Genomic DNA, 20,262 nt, shown 5'->3' on the forward strand with positions numbered 1-20,262 from the left:
TTACCCAACAGTGCGTGGGGCAATGAAACGGAATGGATCCTCAGGTCACGCCCGACGATGACGGGGCAGAGGCAAGGCCGAGTGCGCAAAAAGCCTCTCTCTCAAAAAAAAAGGCGGCCCCGCAGGACCGCCTTTTCAAATCGCTCAATGAGGTCAGAACTTACCGCGTCAGCGGCTTATACTTGATGCGGCGCGGGTCGGCGGCATGGGCGCCGAGGCGGCGGACCTTGTCTTTCTCGTAGTCCTCAAAGTTGCCTTCGAACCACTCGACATGGCTGTCGCCTTCAAAGGCGAGCATGTGTGTGGCAAGACGGTCGAGGAACATACGATCGTGCGAGATCACGACGGCGCAGCCGGCGTAGTTTTCGAGAGCATCTTCGAGCGCGGCCAAGGTCTCGGTGTCGAGATCGTTGGTTGGCTCATCGAGCAGCAGCACATTGGCGCCTTTTTTCAAGACTTTCGCCAGGTGCACACGGTTGCGCTGACCACCGGAGAGATCGCCCACTTTCGCCTGCTGAGCTGGGCCCTTGAAGTTGAAGGACGAGCAATAAGCACGCGAGTTGATCTCCTTGCCGTCGAGATAGATGATCTCGTTGCCGTCGGAAATCTCTTCCCAAACAGTCTTGTTCGGGTCGAGCTTGTCGCGGGACTGGTCAACATACCCAAGATGCACACTGTCACCGACGGTGATGTTGCCCTTGTCCGGGTTTTCCTGGCCGGTCAGCATTTTAAAGAGCGTCGATTTACCGGCACCGTTCGGGCCGATGACGCCAACAATGCCACCGCGCGGCAGCTTGAAGGACAGATCTTCGATCAAGAGCCGGTCTTCAAAACCTTTGGAAACGCCGTCGAGTTCGATGACGTTGGCGCCGAGGCGCTCACCGACCGGAATAAGGATCTGCTCAATGGTCGGCAGGCGCTCTTCCTGCATGGCGACCAGATCCTGGTAAGCCTTGATACGGGCTTTGGATTTGGTCTGGCGGCCTTTAGGCGACATGCCCATCCACTCGCGCTCACGCTCGATCGCCTTGGAGCGGGCCATGTTTTCACGGCCTTCCTGCTGCATGCGCTTGGTCTTCTTCTCCAGGTAAACGGAGTAGTTGCCTTCATACGGAATGCCCTGACCGCGGTCGAGCTCCAGGATCCAGCCGGTGACGTTGTCCAGGAAGTAGCGGTCGTGGGTGATGATCAGGACGGAGCCTTTGAACTCACGTAGGTGGCGTTCCAGCCAGTGAACGGTTTCCGCGTCCAAGTGGTTGGTCGGTTCGTCAAGCAACAGAAGGTCCGGCTCGGAAAGCAGCAGTTGGCAGAGCGCCACCCGGCGGCGCTCACCACCAGAAAGATTTTCAACGGAGCTGTCTGACGGCGGGCAGCGCAGGGCTTCCATCGCCATTTCCACCTGGCTTTCCAGGTTCCACAGGTCCTGGGCGTCGATCTCGTCCTGAAGAGCAGCACCTTCGTCGGCGGTCTCTTCGGAGTAGTTCATCATGAGTTCGTTGTAGCGGTCGATCTTGGCTTGCTTGTGGGCGACGCCTTCCATGACGTTTTCCAGAACCGTCTTGCTCTCGTCGAGCTTCGGCTCCTGCGGCAGATAACCGACTTTCGCGCCTTCCGCGGCCCAAGCCTCACCGGAATACTCGGTGTCGAGACCGGCCATGATCTTCAAAAGTGTCGACTTACCGGCGCCGTTGGGCCCTAAGATACCGATCTTGGCGTCCGGGTAGAACGACAGGTGGATGTTGTCGAGGACTTTCTTGTCGTTATAGGCCTTGGACAGGCCATGCATGTGATAGATGAACTGGCGCGCCATGGGGCTCGTCGTCTCCGCAAGTTGGAATGTCGGGATTCTTATCTAAAATCTGGCGCCCTTTTACGCGAAAGGGCTCTTTGGGGCAATGGGGGGATTTTTTAAGAATATCCATCACCCGAAATCCAAAATTGAAACTTCAAGAGCGACTATTGACTATTGAACAAGGTGTCAAAGTCAGGATTGCTTTTCTTCAAACATTGAGCCCTTAGCCGTTTCTTTGTCGGTTCGATTTGTTGGATTTGCTCACGCATATCGTCATTAAACGGTACGGGTTCTATTTTGCGCGCAGCATAGGATGTTCCATAAGCTACAAGCTCTAAACCTGTTCGTTTGGTGACTTCAGATTCCAGTTTTTCCAGATTTTCTCCACCGTAACAGTGAAAGGTTCCGGCCACACAGTGGCATTTAAGTTCGGACTTTGAGTGCACCCCGATAGGTTTTTTGGTGAATGAGATCGGAGTGTTCTTGTCTAGGCCCAAAACTCGACTACCGGGCGCATGAGAAGCGACAACTACTGACTTTACCTTGCCAGCATCAACAATTCTCCAATCTATAGGATCGTAGGAATCTAACCACAGAATATTACCTTGCGATACTTCTCCAACGTCAACCGTAACATCCGATGTTCCGTTAGCAGCTTCATATAAACCCACATAAATAATTTTATCGTCAATATTCAGATTTTTTTTACTATGACTCAACAGATCTGAAATCGAATAATAATCAATCACATCTTCAATTACGACCTTAAAAGTAACAGTGTGCCAATTATTTATATAGAACACTTCAATTTCATTTACCCCCTTAGAAAAGGTATGTTTTATTTGAGTATTTCCACCGCCATTGAGAATTTCTTTCCCGTTCACAAGAATTTTAGCTGTACCCCAACTCTGTTTGACGGAAATCTGTTTTACTTTTGGCTCATCAAATGACATTCGCCCGACCCATGACGCAGCTAATCTACCCGGCGGGATTTTGTTGAATACGCGTTCAGGACCAAAATTAAGCGCGATGTTGGATACAGTTTCACTTCTTTTGGCCACGCCAGGTTTGGCACGATCATAGTATGTTAACTGATACGTCTGGCCATCGGGTTTACTTTCGAGAATTTCCTCAATTGGCACCACACTAGCGCCCCAAATAATAAGCCCAGCAAGAACAAGAGTAGTTAGATATAAAATCACCCAAAAAATCTGCATGCGAAATACCAGAATTGACAACAATCAAAAGTTACACATTCGAGTGAGTGCCACGTATTTTTCTACCATCCGGTTAACGCAGAATTTTAACGATGGGGATGCAAGTCGGGATGAGAATGTTAACTGTGGGCGAAAGCGAAGCACTTCGATTTCTGGTGCTTGGTGCCAGATGCCAACCAGTCGAGTCAGAGATAACTGCAGGGGCGTCACCTCTTTCGTCAAAGCCGCAACTAAGGTGCCTCTTACTCAGCTCGATCGAGTAGCGGCCCATGCAGTGACTTCACCCCAAAACACCACTTCGCTAGTCGCTCAAGAGTGGTGTTGATCCTCGCGCAAATCCAGGGAGGAAAACACAGGAATATCAGCACTTGCGACGCGAGTAGCTTTGGACCCGTTTAGGATCCGCGTGTCCCAAGCCCGCTTGAGCACAAAGTTGCTAAACGACCCGCACTTCATTCCGTCCCCATCTCGGCACAAAGCCATTTTGTGAACTGGCGGACTTTTTTCGTCTCCTGACGGTCCGGCGCGATGATCAGGCGGTAGCTCAGGCCCTTAAGAGTTGTTTCCGGATCCACCGGCACAAGCCAGCCGCGCTGGACGAAGTCGCCAGCCAGAACAGTGCTGACCAGTGCAACCCCCTGCCCGGCAAGGCAGGCGTTGATCACATGGTGTTCGTCCTGGAACCGGCGTATCCCTGCCGTTCCCCCCAACTCTTCTCCGCGCGCTTCGAACCAGGCCTGCCAAGTGATGCCAGGCAGGTTTTCCGATTGCCATTCCGTTTCGATAAGAGTGTCAAACAGTCTCTCTTTTGAGGCTTCCAGATAGGCGGGCGCGGCATAGGCCCCGAACGTCTCGGTAAAGACCAACCCATCTTCCTCTGGAGGCTGTCCATATCGGATCGCAAGATCGAAACTCCGGTCCCGGCGCATATCTGATGCTCGCACAGACGTGTCGACATGAACGACAATCCCCGGATGCGCTGCCTCAAAAGCACGAAGGCGCGGGATGAGCCAAAGCGCGGCAAAGGCCGGCGTTGTCGTCAAAGACAACTTCTGTCCCTCACCGGCAATCTCCTCGACCGCCATCTCAAGCTGCTGAAATGCCGGACCTGTCGCGGCGAGCAACCTCTGGCCGGCGGATGTCAGGACCACCTTGCGGGTGCTCCGCTCAAACAGGCCGGTGCCCAGATGTGTCTCCAACCCGCGGATCTGATGAGACACGGCGGCGGGGGTCACATTCAAGGCGCTGGCGGCAGCCTTAAAGCTGCCCAGCCGGGCCGCTGCATCAAACACCCTGAGGGCAGTCGCGGATGGAAAAGCCATGAGCCTCATAGATTAGTTTTTCTTACTTATATGTAAGAAAGATGCGTTTGTTCTCAAAGAATTTCAATGCAATTTTTTGCCAAGAAACACATTAGCCTAATCTATCGAGATCATTGGACACGCTTATCATGACCACCATTCTCAGACTTGACGCTTCCACAAGGGTCAGCGGCTCGCTCAGCCGAGCTCTTGCCGATACCTTTCAAGAAAACCTTGCCAAGGACCGACAAGACCTTACGGTCATCCGCCGCGATGTCGGCAAAAATCCGCCATTCCTCATCGACGAAGACTGGATTGCTGCGGCGTTCGAACCTGAAACCACACGCACGGAAATACAAAAAGGACGCCTGAAGCTCTCCGACACGCTGATTGAAGAGCTTCAGGCCGCCGATCTCATCCTAATATCGTCCCCGCTTTACAATTACGGCATACCGGCAGGCCTCAAGGCCTGGGTCGATCAGGTGATCAGGATCGGCAAGACATTTACCTTTGATCTTGCGCGCGGCGACCGTCCGCTAGAACCGATCTTCTCAGGTAAGACGCTCGTTCTGGCGAGCGCCTCCGGTGAGTTTGGCTTCGGCCCTGGCGAGCTCAATGACGGCCGCAATCATCTGGTGGCGCACCTTCAAACCTTGACCGGGTATTTGGGGGCGCGCGAGATGCATCACGTTTCTGTCGAATACCAGGAATTTAAGGACGCGCGCCACGCAAAGTCGCTTGAAAGCGCCCATCATGAAGCGCGGGAATTGGCAAAAAGGCTATCAGGAGACATCGATGCGGCAGCCGCCTAGGCCGTGCGGTCAGGACCTTTACCGGGATGACGTTTGAGGGTGTGGCGTAACCTTTCACAAATTCAGGCGGTTATCCCCGCCCCTTGAAGTGGAAATGTACGGGGATCCATTCCAACACGCCACTGTGGCGCGCTTGGCCGTATCTATTGCCGCCAGTTCTCTGGAAATGAGTAGATCCCCGCATGAAGCGGGGATGACCGGGTTTCATGTAGCAGGCCCAATCCCGATGACGTCCCGGCCTTCGCACCGGGACCAAACCACTGCAAACAGCCCAGGATCAGGTCCGGGGTGGGCTCTTAGTATCAGCTCCGGGGTCTGTGCCCCAAGAATCTGCCGTGATTAGCGCCCTGGCGCGCAGGCCGGCAATTGTTCAGGGTCTTCTAACTGAAGGCCCGCCTCTTTGCGCAAGGCCCGTTCCTCGTCGATGACTTCCTTAGGAAATTGACCCATGAAGCAACAGCAAACGCCCTGATCGATCATGGTGCGCGGGCCGTTCGGGTGGGCGATGTGCTTGTAGACGCCGTGGCTGTGACCGTGATCGTGGCCATGCCCGTGGTGATGGTGGCCGTGCCCATGCGAGTGCCCATGCCCATGAGAGTGGTCATGATCGTGGCTGTGGCCAGCGTTCGGCGCTTCATCATCGTCCGGATCGCGGTATTCGGCGTGGTGGTGATGAACATCAACCTCGCCGCGGGCCAGGCGCTCCTTGAAGGAGGCCATCAGGTCGGTTGTTTCCACCAGAGAGCCCTCGGCCGCTTCCGTGATCCGCTCGACAAACGTGTCGATCACATGCGCCTGATCGGCCAGGTAATGGGCTTTCAGGAAGGTGACATCCGGCGCAGTTGCCGCAACGGTGTCGACATAATTGTAGATCCGGTCGATCAGCTTGCCCGAAAACAGGAAATACGGCGCCACAACGATTTTCTTGTAGCCGAGCTTCAAGGCCATCTCGAGCCCGCGGCCAACCGACGGAAAGGTAACGCCGGAATAAACGGTTTCCGACCAGCCAAAACCGAGATTTTCGGTGACAATGCGAGTGAGGCGCGCAGCCTCTGCATTGGCGAGAGTGTCAGACGTGCCGCGCCCCACAACGATCAACATCGTGTCGTAAAGATCACCGTCATGGACGTGATCCACGCCCAGCGCCTCCAGAATGCGCGATTCAAAAGCGGCAATCATCTGCGGATGCAGGCCGAGCTCGCGGCCATAGCTGACGGTCAGACCAGGGTTCTTTTCCTGATACGTGGTCAAGACAGAAGGAATATCATTCTTGGCGTGGGTGGCCGCAAACAGCATGCCCGGCACAGCCAGGATATGCGTCACGCCCTGATCGCGCAGGGAATCAAGGCCCATGTGAATGTTCGGCGCAGAATATTCCAGAAAGCCATACTCCACCGGCATATCCGGATACCGGTCGCGCAAGCCTTTGGCGAGCAATGCAAATTCTTCTTCGGCAATTTTGGCGCGGCTGCCGTGCCCGCAAATCATAATGCCCGTCTTCGACATAAGCTGCCTCTCTTTGTTGCGCCGTAGATAGCCCGCAATGCCAGCCGGTTGAAAGCAGAATTTTCAGGGCCGGTGTTCTGTCAGGTTTCGCCGCCGGTTTTCGGCTCTGTCTCCTGACTTTATCGGTCCGGTGTCACCAGCACCTATCTTCCAATGTCCGGGTCCACCTTTGAGCGATCCAACAAAGACACCTCGACGCGAAGTCTGAATCCATTTACCAGTGGGCGCTCCTGTCCAATAACCCATTTCCGGATTTCTCCATGGCCAAACCCGACATTCTGATGCCGTACCGTCTGCTGCCGATCGCGGAAGCTGAGCTTGAAAAACGTTTTACCGTTCACAAGCTCTTTGAGGCGGACGACAAGGACGCGCAGCTTGCGGACATCTCTGAAAAAATTCGCGGGGTTGCGCTGGGGTTTGGGCCGTTTGGCCCAGAACTGCTTGAGAAACTGCCGAATGTGGAAATCGTTGCCGGCTTCGGTGTTGGGTATGACCACATCGATGTGCCGGCCTGCCTCGGCCAGAACGTCATGGTGACCCACACTCCGGATGTCCTCAATGAGGAGGTTGCCGATACCGCCATCGGCCTGATGATCATGGCGATCCGCGAGCTCGGCCAAGCCGAACAATGGGTGCGAGAGGGCAAGTGGGCTGAGCGCAAACCCTATCCGACGACCCAAGCCACGGTGCGCGGCCGCACCCTCGGGATTTTTGGGCTTGGCCGGATCGGAAAGGCGATCGCCAAACGGGCGGAAGCCTTTGGTTTGGACATTCACTATTACGGCCGCTCAAAACAGGACGGTGTCGACTACACCTACCACGCAAGCCTGAAGGAGCTGGCCGCAGCCTGCGATACGCTCATGGTGGTGGCGCCCGGCGGCCCGGCCACAAATCATGCGGTCAACGCCGAGGTTTTGAAAGCGCTCGGCCCCACCGGAGTTGTCATCAACATCGGCCGTGGTTCGGTCATAGATGAGACCGCGCTGATTGCGGCCCTTGAAGACGGCACCATCTATGGCGCCGGGCTGGATGTCTTTGAAGACGAGCCTAATGTTCCGGATGCCCTGCTAAAGCTGCCTAGGGTGACGGTCCTGCCTCATGTCGGCTCGGCCAGTCAGGCGACCCGCGACGCCATGGCCTTGCTTGTCGCCGACAACATTAAAAGCTGGTTTGAAACCGGCAAAGCCATCACGCCGGTTCCAGAGATGAAAAAGTGAGTTATAGACGGCCCGACAACTCCGTTGGGCCGATGCACCTGACGCAAGAGCCCCCTACCCTAAATTACATTAACCGCTAGCCGATCACTTCCCCGATCAACAACTGCGGCTTGGTGTTGGTGTAGTTCGGAATATCGGCGGTCACGGGACCGGCCGCAGCTGATGCGGCCTGAAGTTTTTCCTGGTTTTCAAACACCATGGTCGCCACGGCATAAAACTCCGGCGGTGTGTCCGGACCGCCTGCCAAGCCTTTGACCGCCTGCACGCTGACAGCGTGCGGCCCCATGTGCTCGGCGACCAACGCCATATGGGTCTTCGCGTAATAGTCGTAATCAAAACTCGTTTCCGGACCAACGGGATAAAGCACTTGCAAAGAAACAGCCATTTCGAAAATCCCCTTTAATTGCGGCATCTTGATGAAGGCCTGCCAATAGCAAAGGACACTTATCCAAACGTCAAGGCTCGAGTTATTGAGCGAGAGTGTTTCTGTGAAACTAGAAACAAAACATATAAATCGCGCAACAAATGCAACTACTGATAGGAATTCATGGCAAATCTTACGCAATTGATTTTGAAATGAAATTGCACCCCACTAAATAAACCAGAATTTATCTTATTGTTCATCTATTCATGTGCATGTTTTAGTCTGCTTGAAAGCCTCCGCCCGATCTACCTGGCAAGTAAAGATCCGAACCGGGGCACAAAAGACCGGACGAGGATATGGCACGACACGCGTTTGGCATAGGTTTCCTGATCTCGGCGGCTGCAGCGCTGATACTTCTGACGTTCCCTATCGCTGGCAACGCGGCAGTAGATATCAACGCCTTACCTAACATCACTACTGCCCAAGTTGATGCCTCTTCGGCCCTAAGTTGGACAACCGGACCAACAGCCTTAATCCTGATCGCCTTGGGTTCGATAATAACTGCCGCTTTTGCTGGCTGGCGCTACATGAACGCGCTGTCTTTAAACCGCGAACTGCGGCAGTCTCACAAGCGGCTGGCAGACAAGAATGAAACGCTTGAATCCCAGGTCGAAAGACGCGCGCTTGAGTTGTCCAGGGAAGTTGAAGAACACAAACACAGTCAGCAATTTGCCGAAACTTTTTTCAAGCAATCTCAATCCTTGAATATGATTGCCGAGTTCGACGGCAAGATCCTCCGGTTAAACAGCGCTTGGGAGGATACGCTTGGATATGATCCTCGGAATCGGACTGACGTTGCCCCCAGCAATCTCCTCCATCCCGATGACCGCCAAAACACGGCCAATCAATTCAAGCTGCTCATTGCCGGGAAAAATGTCGACGGTTTTGAAAACCGTTGGATTTGCAAGGATGGCGGCTATAAGCATTTGCGATGGTCCGCTCGAACCGACCCAAACCGTCAGCTTATCTATGCTGTCGCGCAGGATGTGACTGAGAAGAAGACCGCGGAAAATGCGCTGAAGCTCAACGCCAGTGTTTTCACGTTTGCCCATGAAGGGATCTTTATCACGGACGCGATCGGCCGCTTCCTGGATGTCAACGGTGCCTTCACCGACATTACCGGGTACGGTCTGTCGGATCTTCATAACAAGAACGCAGGTGTGCTTCATTCGGAAACCGACAGTGCATCAGCCTATCGGGACCGCTTGGAGGCCGTCAATGCCAACGGCGTTTGGCGCGGAGACGTCAACATCCGGAAAAAGGATGGCCAATCTTTTCCCGCCTTGCTCACGTTGAGTGCTGTAGAGGACGAGAGCGGCCAGATTGCCAACTATATTGGCCTGTTTTCCGATATCACAAAACTCAAGAACAACGAGAAGGCCCTGGAAAAACTCGCTCGGCACGACAAGCTCACAGGGCTGCCAAATCGGGATCTGCTGGCTGACCGGCTCACCCAAGCGATGGCGCGGGCGCGCCGCCACGATCTTTTCATTGCTGTAGCTTTCATTGATCTTGATGGTTTTAAGGCCGTCAACGACACCTATGGACATTCCACCGGCGATGCGCTTTTGGTGGCGATCGCCCGGCGGCTCAAGGCAGCTTTGCGGATCGAGGATACGCTGGCGCGGATAGGTGGTGATGAATTTGTCGCCATCATTACGGACCTGCACCACGAACGTGACTGCGTCGGTACCTTGGAGCGGATTTTAAATGCTGCTTCCGAGCAATTTATTCTCGGCCCAATTACCACCTCCGTCACCGCCAGCATTGGTGTGGCCTTCTATCCTCAAGACAATGCCATATCTGGGGAGCAATTGGAGCGGCAAGCGGATCAAGCGATGTATGAAGCCAAATTGGCTGGCCGCAACCGGTACCGCTTTTTTGATCCGGACAAGGATAAGGCGCTGGCGACCTACCACACACAGGTTGCCGAAGCACAGACCGCTTTGGAGAAGAATGAATTCCGGTTGTTTTATCAGCCAAAGGCGGATCTCGAGACTGGCCTGATCATCGGATGCGAAGCACTCTTGCGCTGGCAACATCCGGATCGCGGCTTGCTCGTCCCGCAAGAGTTTCTTCCGCCCATCCGCAAGCACCCCGCCTTGGCCCTCGCGATTGGCAACTGGGTCCTGGATCAAACCTTGCGGCAACTGCAGGACTGGCAAAAACAGGGCCTTGACCTGAATGTCAGTGTCAATTTGAGCGGACTTCAGGTTATGGCGCCAGATTTCAAGGAGGTTCTTCACGGGCACCTTGACCGGCATACCGATATCTCGCCGGAGCACCTGGAAATCGAATTTGTTGAATCCGATGTCTTGCTTGATATCAGCACGATGAAGTCTGTTATCGAGAACTGTCAGGACCTCGGTGTACGCTTCGCCCTGGATGATTTCGGCGCAGGCTATTCATCTCTCACCTGCTTGAAGCATCTTCCAATCAACACCTTGAAAATACATCAAGACTTGGTACGTGGCAGCCCAGAAAACCTGCGTGATCAGGAGATCTTGAAAACCATCATCTCAATGGGCCGGGTGTTCAATCTCGACATTCTCGCAGAAGGCATCGAAACCGATGGCCATGCCAGCTGGCTGCGTAAACATGGCTGCCGATACGGCCAGGGGAATGCCATTGCCGAACCGATGGCAGCACAGGAACTTCCAGATTGGTATTCCAGGCAGATCAACAGCCAATTTGCGGGCCAAGATCTGCACAAGCACTCGTCAGCGAGCTAGGCCGCTTGTCCCTGCGCTGAAGTTTAAGCAGTCTTGCGGCCAACCACCATTTCCCGCTTACCGGCATAGCCTTTGACCTTATTGATCTCAAATCCCGCAGTTTGCAGGTTCCGGCGCACCCAGCCAGCGGCGGTATAAGTTGCCAACGAACCATCGTCGGCGGTTAAGTCTGCCGCGGATTTCAACAATTCGGCGTCCCATAGCTCCGGATTTTTCGCTGGACTGAACCCATCCAGAAACCAGGCATCCACCGGCGGCATCGGCCGGTCGAGAAACGGGGCAGCAGTCTGGTCTCGAAAGTCGCCAATAAGGAGGCGCGCATCGCCAGTTCCAAGAACAAGCTGTGCGCCACCGACGGTCATAATGCTCCAACCGGGTTTTGGTTCCCAAACATCCGCCAATAGACCGGGCAGCTCACCGAGCTCGGGAAATGCAGCCAAAGCCCGCAAAAGCTGATCTGCTGTCATTGGGCGAAGTTCAAACGACACAAATGTCAGAGCGGGCGCCGGATTGACATCTTTCAAGGCCAAGAGCGTTGCCAGGAAATTCAGGCCGGTGCCAAAACCAAATTCTGCGATGGTGAAGGCCTTGCGCCCTGAAAACCGGTTGGGGAGATCATTGCCGGACAGAAAAACATGGCGCGTTTCGGCCAATCCACCTGCCTTGGAAAAATAGGTGTCATCGAACCCTTCGGCGCGGGGCACATCGCCGTCCAGCCACTCCAGATCCGGCGGTCGAATGGCCGCATCTGTTTTTCTTTGCTCTTCGTCCGTCACAGCACTAAACCAAGCCTCTGTTCAATGGCCCCTCATAAGGGAGCCTCCTGCCCCGATCAAGCTTGAGGACCAACGTGGCTCCGACCTCCAACACTTATGACCTGGCGATTGCCGGTGCCGGGATTTTCGGCCTTTCAGTCGCATATTTGGCGCTCAAGGCTGGCCTCAAGGTCGTGGTATTCGACGCCAAACATGTTGGCGCAGGGGCCAGCGGCGGCCTGCTCGGCGCCTTGATGCCGCATATGCCAGCCCGCTGGAACCCAAAAAAGGAGTTTCAGTTTCAAGCGCTCTTGACCCTGCCCGATCACATCAAGGAGCTTGAAGCCGCAACGGGTGTCAGCTGCGGATACAAACGTTTGGGCCGGGTCTTGCCGTTGACCACACAAGATAAGCTGGACCATCACCTGGAGCGGGCGGAAGAAAGCAAATTGCGCTGGCACCCGGGCGAAACTGGATTTTCCTATACTGTAGAACCTCAGGGCAGCCGCTCGGATTGGCTGAGCGCAGACGCAGCACCGTTTGGCATCGTCTTTGAAACTCTGGCGGCCCGGGCTGCACCGCGTCTTTATCTGAAAGCGCTTGCCGCCTATATCGCTGCCAACGGTTCGCTTGTGGAAGGCACACGCGTTACAGATTTTGAGGAAACAACGGGAACTGTTCATCTGGCCGATGGCGCGACAGTCCAAGCCAGCAATTTTGTCGTTGCTGGAGGCCATTCGGCGTTCACCTTGATTGAAAAATTCACTGGCGAGAACATTGGCCGGGGCGAAAAAGGTCAGGCGCTGTTGTTAGACGGCCATGGTCTGGAAGACCGGCCGGCAATCTATTGCGATGGGCTTTATGTGGTTCCTCATGCCGACGGCACTGTCGCAATCGGCAGCACATCGGACCGAACGTCCCAGGATACAGACGTTGATGCGGAGCGATCAGCGGATCTGATCCGCCGGGCAACGGCCTTTTGCCCCTCTCTGATAGGCCGGAAGGTTTTGACAGAATGGGCCGGGATCCGTCCAAGGTGCAACAAGCGCGACCCGCTCATCGGCCTGCTTCCCGGCCACACAAAAATCTATGCGGCAACAGGCGGTTTCAAGATTTCTTATGGCATAGCGCATTTGGTGGCCGATGCGCTGGTCTCAGAAATGACAGGCAGGCGGGCGGTCGCCGATCTGCCGGAAACATTCCGGCCGGCGCATCATTTTGGCGTCAACAGGCTCGACGCGGACAGCTAGGCCCAAACCGCTCTTCGCTTTTTGGAGGGACCTGGAGCCAGGCGTTAGAGAATAAGTGAAACTGCAGCGTAGATTGCCGCCATCGACAACGCCATTGAGCCCCAAAACAGACTGTTCTTGACTACAAGAAAGAGGACGCTGTCAGGATCTCCGTCCGGCAATTTGCGCTGACGCGCGGCATCCGCCTCAATGCGGCGCTGCCGGTCTTGTGCAAATGCTGGCATGGCTTTAGCCATTGGCGTGTCCTATTTACCTCTTGGTATGTGCTATCTACCGCCTTGGATGACGGGTTTCAGCCACCATACGCTGTTCTCCATAAAACCGGCTCAGGTTATGAAATCATAGTGAACGAAATCTTGACGATCACCACACTGCCTGTGAACTTACACACAAACAATGTAGGGTTGCCCAGAATTTTGGAAAGCCCGCATAACTTCCCCTTAGGTATCAGCCCCCAATTACTCCCGAAAAGGTTCTCGAATGTCGCTTGAGTCTGTCCGTTCTCATCTGGCGGAAGCTGCGCCCGATCTCGAAGTTCTCGTCACAAAAGACAGCAGCGCCACGGTGGATCTGGCCGCCGCGGCCCATGGCGTTGAGCCGGGGCAAATCGCCAAAACGCTCTCTTTTCGCGTGAAGGACACTGTGTTTTTGCTGGTTGCCCGCGGAGATGCCCGTCTCGACAACAAAAAGGCAAAAGCCGCTTTTGGCGGTAAAGCCAAGATGCTGAGTGCCGAGGACGTTGTCGACCTGACCAGTCATCCGGTCGGTGGCGTCTGCCCCTTCGGCCTGCCCTCCCCGCTCAAGGTTTACTGCGACATCTCGTTAAAGGACTTTGACGTGGTTATTCCTGCGGCCGGTGCGACCAATGCAGCGGTACGCATAGCGCCTGATCACATGGCAGAGATCACGAACGCGGAATGGGTGGATGTTTGCCAGGCGGTGGTTGCAGCCTGAGCTGCCGCGAGCCGATCCGGCTAGATCATCCTGCGTTCAGTTGAAAACAGGATGATCTAGCTGCCAATAATCGATCAGCTTTTGACTGCTCTAGGTCTGATGGACATACGTCCCTGGTGCGTCACACAACACAAAATACGGCGCGGCCGCGCCGCCCATAGAAGGGGGAGTTGTCTGTTCTCCTGAAAGTTCGTTGATCCAGGTTTGCCACGCCGGCCACCAGGATCCTTCTTGACGGGGTACTGTCTCGATCCATTTGGAAGGATGGATGTATTTGGCGTTTTCGGCCTTCGACGCGATCTGGTAGTGGCGTTTGGGATTACCGGGTGGATTAACGATGCCAGCGTTGTGCCCGCCGCTTGTGAGCACGAAGGTCACATCCGTATCTGTGTAGAGATTGAGCATGTAAACCGATGTCCAGGGGGCCACATGGTCTGAGATCGTGCCGACGGCAAAAATCGGCACCTTGATATCCCTCAGCGCGACCGCCTTGCCCTCGACTTTGAAGTGCCCTTCGGACAGTTCGTTGTTCAGATAGAGCTTGCGCAAATATTCGGAGTGCATGCGGTATGGCATCCGCGTAGCATCAGAATTCCAGGCCATCAAATCATTCGGAGGCCTTCGCTCACCGATCAAGTAGCTGTGGATCAGACGCGACCAGATCAGATCGTTGGATCGCAGCATACTGAACGCACCGGCCATCTGATGTTTGTCCAGATAGCCTTGTTCCCACATTTGATCTTCTGTGTAAGCCAGCTGGCTGTCATCGGTGAACAGCATCAATTCACCTGCTTCCTCAAAGTCCACTTGCGCGGCGAACAGTGTGATGGATTTGAGGTCATGTGCCGGACGTTTGGCCAGCGCAGCGGCTGCCGCCATCAGCAACGTGCCGCCAAGGCAATAACCGACCGCGTGAATTTTCTGGTTCGGGACAATGTGGCTGACAGCTGACAGACCCTCCAGCACCCCCATTTTGATATAGTCTTCGAACCCGAGATCACGATCCGCAGCCTCCGGGTTCCGCCACGACACCATGAACACCGTATGGCCCTTGTTGACCAGGTATTTCACCAGTGAATTCTGCGGCGTTAGATCGAGAGTATAATATTTCATGATCCAGGCCGGGACGATGAACACCGGCTCGGCATAAACTTTGTCCGTCGCCGGGCTGTATTGGATGAGCTCCATCAGGTGATTTCGATAAACCACCTTACCTGGTGTTATCGCGACTTCCTTGCCGGGCCGGAAATCTCCATTCCCGGGCGGCAAACCGCCATCGGCCAAAAGCCTCATATCCTCCAGGAAGTTGCCAAATCCCTTGACAAAATTGGCGCCACAGTGCGTGCGGGCAGTCTCCATCACCTCCGGGTTCATCCAGGGGACATTGGATGGTGACAGCGTATCGACCAGCTGGCGCACCGCGAAATTCACCACATTGCTATGATGCCTAGATACGCCGTGAATGCCTTTTGTCGCTTCGTCCCACCATTGTTCACCAAGCAGGAATGCCTGCTGATAGGCGTTGAAGGGCCATACCGACCAGCCTTCATGTTTGAACCGGCGGTCACGGGGTTCTGGTTCCGCGACCGGCACCGCCTCTTGGTCCGCAGCGGCTTGGCAGAGATAGGCCAAATACGCCAGCCATTTGTCCGCCGCGCAACGCGCTAGTTCCGACCGCCTGGATGGATACACTGCCAGATGCGCGGCCCAATCAAAAAACGCCATGGATACGGAGATGGGCGAGATACCCGCGGTCGCTCGGGCCATCGTTGCATGCAACAGCCGATCAAAAGGATATGGTTTCTTGAGCTCAGCCATCTCCGGCTTATACAGCTCAGGAGTTCCGGCTGCCTTTAAGAGCCCCACATCCGGATCAGGCGCCAGTGCGTTGAGATCATTCGGTGAAAGTTCTATGCGTCCGGCAATATCGGCCACCGTCCTATCCTCGCAGCCATTCAGTGATGCCAGGACAAGATACCCCTTCGCGGGAAAAGATGTTTGACCCCGGTCAAAACGCCGTCAAACACAGACAAATTCGGCTGGATGCCTCAATTGAAATTCATGCCCCCCCGGACCACAGCAAAACTGGGTCCGGAAGGGCGTTTGATTGCACCTTAGGACTTAGATCCCGTCACCATACATCCCGAACACACTCAAGAAGCCGCGTTCTCTTAAAAAGTCGACGATCTCGTCCGCCACCTCTTCGGGGGGACGGCCGACGTTTTGGATGCGGATCTCCGGGTTTTCCGGGGCCTCATAGGGGCTGTCGATCCCGGTGAAGTTCTTGATTTCCCCGCGCTCGGCCTTTGCATAAAGCCCCTTCGGATCGCGCTTCTTGCACTCCTCGATCGGCGTGTCGACAAAGACTTCGATGAAGCTGCCTTCGGGGAGAAGATCGCGGGCCATCTGCCGCTCTGAGCGGAACGGCGAGATGAAGGAGACCAGCGTGATCAATCCGGCATCAGCCATCAGCTTGGCGACCTCGCCGACCCTTCGAATGTTCTCCACCCGGTCCGCATCGGTAAAGCCGAGATCCCGGTTGAGCCCGTGACGGACGTTGTCGCCATCCAGCGTATAGGTGTGCCGGCCTTCGGCGTGGAGTTTCTTTTCAACGAGCGAGGCGACGGTCGATTTGCCGGAGCCCGATAGCCCTGTGAACCACAAGACCGCCGGCTGCTGGCCCATCTTGTCAGCGCGCGCCTTCTGGTCGACCTCCAGCGCTTGCCAATGGATGTTGGTTGCCCGGCGCAGGGCAAACCACACCATGCCTGCCCCGACCGTTTGGTTGCTCATCCGGTCGATCAGGATGAAGGATCCCGTCGTGCGGTTGGCTTCATAAGGGTCAAAGGCAACCTCTGAGGATAGGCTGAGATTACAGAAGGCAATCTCATTGAGGTCCAGCGTTTTGCCGGCAATATGCTCAAACGTGTTGACGTTGATCTTGTGTTTGATCTCCGTCACCTGGGCGTTGACGGTTTTCGCTCCGATCTTCAGGAGATAGGAGCGGCCCGGCAAAAGCGCGTCTTCCGACATCCAGATAAGATGTGCCGCCATCTGGTCCGCCACATCCGGACGGGCGGACGGCGTTGCCAGCAGATCGCCGCGGGAGATGTCGATCTCATCTTCGAGCGTCAGCGTCACCGCTTCCCCGGCCCGCGCGGAACTCACATCCCCTTCAGGTGCAATGATCTGTTTGATCCGGCTGGTTTTCGCGGGACCTGCCACGACGATCTCATCACCAACGGCCACCTTGCCGCTGGCGATGGTGCCGGAATACCCACGGAAATCCAGGTTCGGCCGGTTCACCCATTGCACCGGGAAGCGGAACGGCGCGTCGAGTTCATGCTCGCCGACCTCAATCGTCTCCAGGTGTTCCAGCAACGTTGGGCCGGCATACCAGGCGAGGTGATCACTTTTGGCGGTGACATTGTCGCCGTAACGCGCCGACATCGGGATCGCCTGCAGGCTTTCAAAGTCAAAGCCATTGGCAAAGGTTTCGAATTCCTGACGAATCTCGTCAAAACGCTCTTCTGAATAGCCCACAAGATCGATCTTGTTGACGGCCAGCACCACGTGACGGATGCCAAGCAGCGAGGCAATGAAGGCATGCCGGCGGGTCTGCACCTGCAGGCCATTGCGCGCGTCGACTAAGAGCACGGCAAGATCGGCGGTTGAGGCACCGGTTGCCATGTTGCGGGTGTATTGCTCGTGGCCGGGCGTGTCGGCGACGATGAACTTGCGTTTTTCGGTGGCAAAGAAACGGTAGGCGACATCAATGGTGATGCCCTGCTCGCGTTCCGCCTCCAGGCCGTCGACCAGCAGCGCCAGGTCGATGTCCTCACCGACGGTGCCGTGTTTCTTGCTGTCGCGTTCCAGGGCGGCCAGCTGATCTTCAAAAATCAGCTTGGTGTCATAGAGAAGGCGGCCGATCAGCGTCGACTTGCCGTCATCGACCGAACCGCAGGTCAGGAACCGCAGCTGGTCTTTTTGTTCCTGGGCCGCGACATAGGCAGTCACAGCGTCGGCACTTGTCAGGGTCTCTTCCAGAACGCTCATCAGAAATACCCCTCACGCTTTTTCTTTTCCATCGAGGCGCTTTCGTCCTTGTCGATCAGGCGGCCCTGGCGCTCGGACGTGCGGGCAATCAGCATTTCCTTGACGATTTCCGGCAAAGTGGCGGCGTCCGATTCAATCGCCCCGGTCAGCGGGTAACAGCCGAGCGTGCGGAAACGGATCATCTTTTCTTCGATTTTTTCGCCCGGCTGCAGAACCAGGCGGTCGTCGTCGGCCATGATCAGCATGCCGTCGCGCTCCACCACTGGACGCTTTTTAGCGAAATACAGCGGCACCATCGGGATGTTTTCCGTCAGGATGTACTGCCAGATATCGAGCTCGGTCCAGTTGGACAGCGGGAAGGCGCGGATGCTCTCGCCCTTGGCGACCCGGGCATTGTAAAGGTTCCAAAGCTCCGGACGCTGGTTCTTCGGGTCCCAGCCGTGGTGGGCGTTCCGGAAGGAAAACACCCGCTCCTTGGCGCGGGATTTTTCCTCGTCCCGGCGTGCGCCACCAAAAGCGGCATCAAAGCCGTATTTGTAGAGCGCCTGTTTCAACGCCTCGGTTTTCATCACATGCGTATGAACGGACGAGCCGTGGGAGAACGGGCCAATGCCCTTTTCCAACCCTTCCGGATTGGTGTGCACCAAGAGATCAAGCCCAAGGCGCTTGGCCGTCTCATCCCGGAAGGTGATCATGTCCTTGAACTTCCACGTGGTGTCGACGTGAAGCAGCGGAAACGGCGGTTTTGACGGATAAAACGCCTTCATCGCCAGGTGCAACATCACGCCGGAGTCCTTGCCGATGGAATATAACATCACCGGATTGGAGAACTCCGCTGCAACCTCCCGGATGATGTGTATGCTCTCCGCCTCCAAACGGCGCAGATTGCTCAGGCGGTCTGGCGTCAATTCTATCGGCCCAATATCCATAATCGTTTCTAGTCCCGACCCCGAATAACGGGGTTTCGCCAAATAGTACTGGTTGGTCCGGCACATCCCAGGTCTTCAGATAGTAGATCAATTGACCTTTTCTGGAGCTGGTAATGTGCGGCTTTCTTGCTTCAAACGGGCAGAAACTCTGCGCTTCAGGCCCTGGTTCGTGACCATAGAGATAGAGACCTACCGATAATCAATTCAAGGAATGACATTCCACGATCAGCGCAGATCATAAAAAGCGTTGGTATTTTTCATCGGCCCCGACAACCGGCCTGTCAAAAACAGCTGACAACATCCTATCGTTGTATTCAATCAGATTCACGGATTGGAAAGCATTCCTTAATAGGATGCCACGTGAGCCGTGTGCGCGACTTTCGAAATGCCGGATCAAACAGTTATGTCCGATGAAAAACAAGAACAGGCACTTATGAGTGGCCAGGAGACCGGGGCGCCTGAAGACCGTCCGCGGCGAACCCGCGTTCTGAAAAAGGGCAAGATCGTTTTTCAAGGCGGCTTGCGTTCGTTCCCGTGCATCGTCCGCAATCTTTCCGAAGGCGGCGCCCTTTTGCAATTTGAAACCGCATTCATGTCGCCGCCGCAGTTCGACTTGCATATCGATCTTGAAAATTTTGAGGTCAGCTGCGAGAAGCGCTGGGAAGATGGCCTAAAGATTGGCGTCCAATTTATCACCGAAAAGCGGACCGTCAGTGCTCAGCGCGCACAGACACTAAAAACGTCAGAAGAAGCGCTGAAGTCCGAAATCGACATCATGCATGACAGCCCGGACAATTTCTTCACGCGGCAGCACATGGTCGATGATCAAAAACACACTCGGCAACCTGTCCGCAGAACCCGTCCGGCTGGTAGTGGAAAATCGGGTTTCGGCAAGCGTAGATAATTGTCTTCACTTCCGCCAATGCACCAGATCAGATGACATGCAATAGCCCCCTCACCGGGAGCGCTCAATTTCCGCTTGGGCAGAAGCAGCTCCTTTGGTCATCGGGCCGGGAGATATGGTTTCTTCAATCTCAGTGGTGGACCAGTCTCCAAAACAAAACGTATTTGGACATTTCACAGCACTTGTTTCGGATCCTCAAGTTGTTTTCGATGTCCCTTGGCTGAGAATGGGCTGTCAGTATCGATACCCTTGGCCGCTTTAAACGGCCTAAAGTCACGTCATCACAATCTGCGCCCGATGTTGATGACAAAACCGCCGCGGTTATGCGACCAAGCCCCATACACAGCACAACCCTTACGTTCACCCTTGTATTTCTGAAGGTCAAAATCAACCCACACCCAAATAAGTATTAC

Annotated in this window: 16 protein-coding genes; 6 read left to right on the top strand and 10 right to left on the bottom strand. The window is 55.2% G+C overall.

All coding sequences use genetic code 11. From position 1 onward, the window contains the following. Positions 1-160: 160 nt before the first annotated feature. The 3 genes from ettA to ACOOFE_RS17945 form a co-directional block, all read right to left on the bottom strand. Positions 161-1,810, bottom strand: coding sequence for an energy-dependent translational throttle protein EttA (gene ettA / locus ACOOFE_RS17935; RefSeq protein WP_420411317.1), 1,650 nt, complete (start codon positions 1,808-1,810; stop codon positions 161-163). A 146-nt stretch (positions 1,811-1,956) separates the two neighbouring features. Then, positions 1,957-3,009 (bottom strand): hypothetical protein, encoded by a 1,053-nt coding sequence (locus ACOOFE_RS17940; RefSeq protein WP_420411318.1) that lies wholly within the window; start codon positions 3,007-3,009, stop codon positions 1,957-1,959. Between the two features lie 452 nt (positions 3,010-3,461). Beyond that, on the bottom strand, positions 3,462-4,331 hold the full coding sequence (locus ACOOFE_RS17945; RefSeq protein WP_420411319.1) for a LysR substrate-binding domain-containing protein: 870 nt from the start codon (positions 4,329-4,331) through the stop codon (positions 3,462-3,464). A gap of 128 nt (positions 4,332-4,459) precedes the next feature. On the opposite strand from ACOOFE_RS17945, the gene ACOOFE_RS17950 reads away from it, so the two are divergent. Next, positions 4,460-5,122 carry an FMN-dependent NADH-azoreductase gene (locus tag ACOOFE_RS17950; protein WP_420411320.1) on the top strand — a complete coding sequence of 221 codons (663 nt, stop codon included), beginning with the start codon at positions 4,460-4,462 and terminating at the stop codon, positions 5,120-5,122. A 339-nt stretch (positions 5,123-5,461) separates the two neighbouring features. Here ACOOFE_RS17950 and ACOOFE_RS17955 read toward each other — a convergent pair whose 3' ends face one another. After that, positions 5,462-6,628 (bottom strand): sirohydrochlorin chelatase, encoded by a 1,167-nt coding sequence (locus ACOOFE_RS17955; protein ID WP_420411321.1) that lies wholly within the window; start codon positions 6,626-6,628, stop codon positions 5,462-5,464. A 260-nt stretch (positions 6,629-6,888) separates the two neighbouring features. Here ACOOFE_RS17955 and ACOOFE_RS17960 point away from each other — a divergent pair, with 260 nt between their 5' ends. After that, entirely contained in the window at positions 6,889-7,845 is a 957-nt protein-coding gene (locus ACOOFE_RS17960; protein WP_420411322.1) for a 2-hydroxyacid dehydrogenase, read from the top strand. Positions 7,846-7,921: 76 nt separating this feature from the next. On the opposite strand, the gene ACOOFE_RS17965 is transcribed toward ACOOFE_RS17960, so the two are convergent. After that, positions 7,922-8,230 (bottom strand): EthD family reductase, encoded by a 309-nt coding sequence (locus tag ACOOFE_RS17965; RefSeq protein ID WP_420411323.1) that lies wholly within the window; start codon positions 8,228-8,230, stop codon positions 7,922-7,924. Positions 8,231-8,565: 335 nt separating this feature from the next. On the opposite strand from ACOOFE_RS17965, the gene ACOOFE_RS17970 reads away from it, so the two are divergent. Next, entirely contained in the window at positions 8,566-11,001 is a 2,436-nt protein-coding gene (locus ACOOFE_RS17970) for an EAL domain-containing protein (protein WP_420411324.1), read from the top strand. 23 nt (positions 11,002-11,024) lie between these two features. On the opposite strand, the gene mnmD is transcribed toward ACOOFE_RS17970, so the two are convergent. Continuing rightward, positions 11,025-11,777 (bottom strand): tRNA (5-methylaminomethyl-2-thiouridine)(34)-methyltransferase MnmD, encoded by a 753-nt coding sequence (gene mnmD, locus ACOOFE_RS17975; protein ID WP_420411325.1) that lies wholly within the window; start codon positions 11,775-11,777, stop codon positions 11,025-11,027. A gap of 74 nt (positions 11,778-11,851) precedes the next feature. On the opposite strand from mnmD, the gene ACOOFE_RS17980 reads away from it, so the two are divergent. Further along, positions 11,852-13,006 carry an NAD(P)/FAD-dependent oxidoreductase gene (locus tag ACOOFE_RS17980; protein WP_420411326.1) on the top strand — a complete coding sequence of 385 codons (1,155 nt, stop codon included), beginning with the start codon at positions 11,852-11,854 and terminating at the stop codon, positions 13,004-13,006. A gap of 44 nt (positions 13,007-13,050) precedes the next feature. On the opposite strand, the gene ACOOFE_RS17985 is transcribed toward ACOOFE_RS17980, so the two are convergent. Further along, complete coding sequence (locus ACOOFE_RS17985) at positions 13,051-13,242, bottom strand: hypothetical protein (protein WP_420411327.1); 192 nt, start codon at positions 13,240-13,242, stop codon at positions 13,051-13,053. Between the two features lie 244 nt (positions 13,243-13,486). Here ACOOFE_RS17985 and ACOOFE_RS17990 point away from each other — a divergent pair, with 244 nt between their 5' ends. After that, entirely contained in the window at positions 13,487-13,960 is a 474-nt protein-coding gene (locus ACOOFE_RS17990) for a YbaK/EbsC family protein (RefSeq protein WP_141187584.1), read from the top strand. Between the two features lie 90 nt (positions 13,961-14,050). Here the strand turns inward: ACOOFE_RS17990 and ACOOFE_RS17995 are convergent, their stop codons facing one another. From ACOOFE_RS17995 to cysD, 3 genes are all read right to left on the bottom strand, one after another. Continuing rightward, positions 14,051-15,895, bottom strand: coding sequence for a PHA/PHB synthase family protein (locus ACOOFE_RS17995; protein WP_420411328.1), 1,845 nt, complete (start codon positions 15,893-15,895; stop codon positions 14,051-14,053). Between the two features lie 186 nt (positions 15,896-16,081). After that, entirely contained in the window at positions 16,082-18,016 is a 1,935-nt protein-coding gene (cysN, locus tag ACOOFE_RS18000) for a sulfate adenylyltransferase subunit CysN (protein ID WP_420411329.1), read from the bottom strand. Beyond that, positions 18,016-18,945 carry a sulfate adenylyltransferase subunit CysD gene (gene cysD / locus ACOOFE_RS18005; RefSeq protein ID WP_420411330.1) on the bottom strand — a complete coding sequence of 310 codons (930 nt, stop codon included), beginning with the start codon at positions 18,943-18,945 and terminating at the stop codon, positions 18,016-18,018. The genes cysN and cysD overlap by 1 nt, the downstream gene beginning before the upstream one ends. A gap of 403 nt (positions 18,946-19,348) precedes the next feature. Between cysD and ACOOFE_RS18010 the strand changes: the two genes are divergently transcribed. After that, a complete protein-coding gene (locus ACOOFE_RS18010) occupies positions 19,349-19,849 on the top strand; it encodes a PilZ domain-containing protein (RefSeq protein ID WP_420411331.1) in 501 nt (166 codons plus the stop codon). Positions 19,850-20,262 lie beyond the last annotated feature (413 nt).

This window comes from Roseibium sp., from assembly GCF_965216085.1.
In the GTDB taxonomy this organism is placed as follows: domain Bacteria; phylum Pseudomonadota; class Alphaproteobacteria; order Rhizobiales; family Stappiaceae; genus Roseibium.